Source organism: Azospirillum sp. B506, from assembly GCF_000333595.1.
Classification (GTDB): domain Bacteria; phylum Pseudomonadota; class Alphaproteobacteria; order Azospirillales; family Azospirillaceae; genus Azospirillum.
Window position 1 is genome coordinate 1 of record NZ_BADK01001103.1, and the last position, 916, is coordinate 916.

General features: G+C 70.5%; 1 protein-coding gene and 1 pseudogene. One reads left to right on the forward strand and one right to left on the reverse strand.

Annotated features, from left to right (window positions below):
- On the forward strand, nt 1-396 hold a 396-nt coding region (locus I71_RS33830; protein WP_199902329.1), incomplete at its 5' end, for a hypothetical protein.
- 52 nt (nt 397-448) lie between these two features.
- Here the strand turns inward: I71_RS33830 and I71_RS33835 are convergent.
- Nucleotides 449-916 (reverse strand): annotated as a pseudogene (locus tag I71_RS33835) (malto-oligosyltrehalose synthase); the annotation flags it as partial.

Consider the following 916-nt stretch of genomic DNA (forward strand, 5'->3'; position numbering starts at 1 on the left):
GCTTTCGCCGCCGACAGCGGTTCGATCTCCGGCAGCCCGGCCGCCAACAGCGCCGGCTCGACGACCAACTCCAATCAAGCCAATCCTCCCTGCACGTCGAACAACCAGCTCGGCTGCGGCAACATGGGCGGCGTGGACGGCAACAGCGGCGCCACCAGCGGTTCGTCCTCCGGCGGGGCATCGATGGGCAGCGGGTCGATGACCGGTTCCGGCTCGTCCAGTTCGACCGGCGGCACCGGTGGCAACAGTCTGGGCAACAGCGGCTCGATGGGCACCGGTTCGGACGGTCCGGTCGGCACCCAGCAGCCGTCTGGGTCGATGGGCGGTTCGGTGGGCGGTCCGACAGGCGGCTCAACGGGCGGCTCGTCCTCGGGCGCCGGCAGCACGGCCCGCTGATCCCCGGTCAGCTGACAATCCCCTCTCCCCCGGGGGGGGGAGATTTTCCCGCTTACCCCTCGCGGACCAGCAACGCCACCGGCAGGTCGGCGTACAGCGCCGCCGCCATCACCGCGTCGCCGCCCTCCAGCTCCGCTCCGGTCAGGCGATTGCGCCAGCGGGTGCCACGCGGCAGCGGGATGGCGGTGTTGCTCCAGTCCGGAGTTTCGCCCAGCTGACCCACCAGACGCTGCACCGCCACCACCACCGTGTCGTCGCCATTGCGGCGGGCATAGGCCACCACATGGTCGGCACGCTCGCCGGTCGCCTCCAGCGGCAGATAGTCACCGGCACTGAAAACCTCCGGCAACTCCGCACGGACCGCAAGAGCCTGCCGGGTGACCGCCAGCTTCACCGCGCCGTCGGTCCAGCGTTCCAGCAGGCCGGCGACGGCATTGCGCTCCACGACACCTTCGACCTCCTTCAACAGCGTGCGGCGGGCCTCATAATCCACCGGCAGCCGGTGTCGGGATCGACGAGG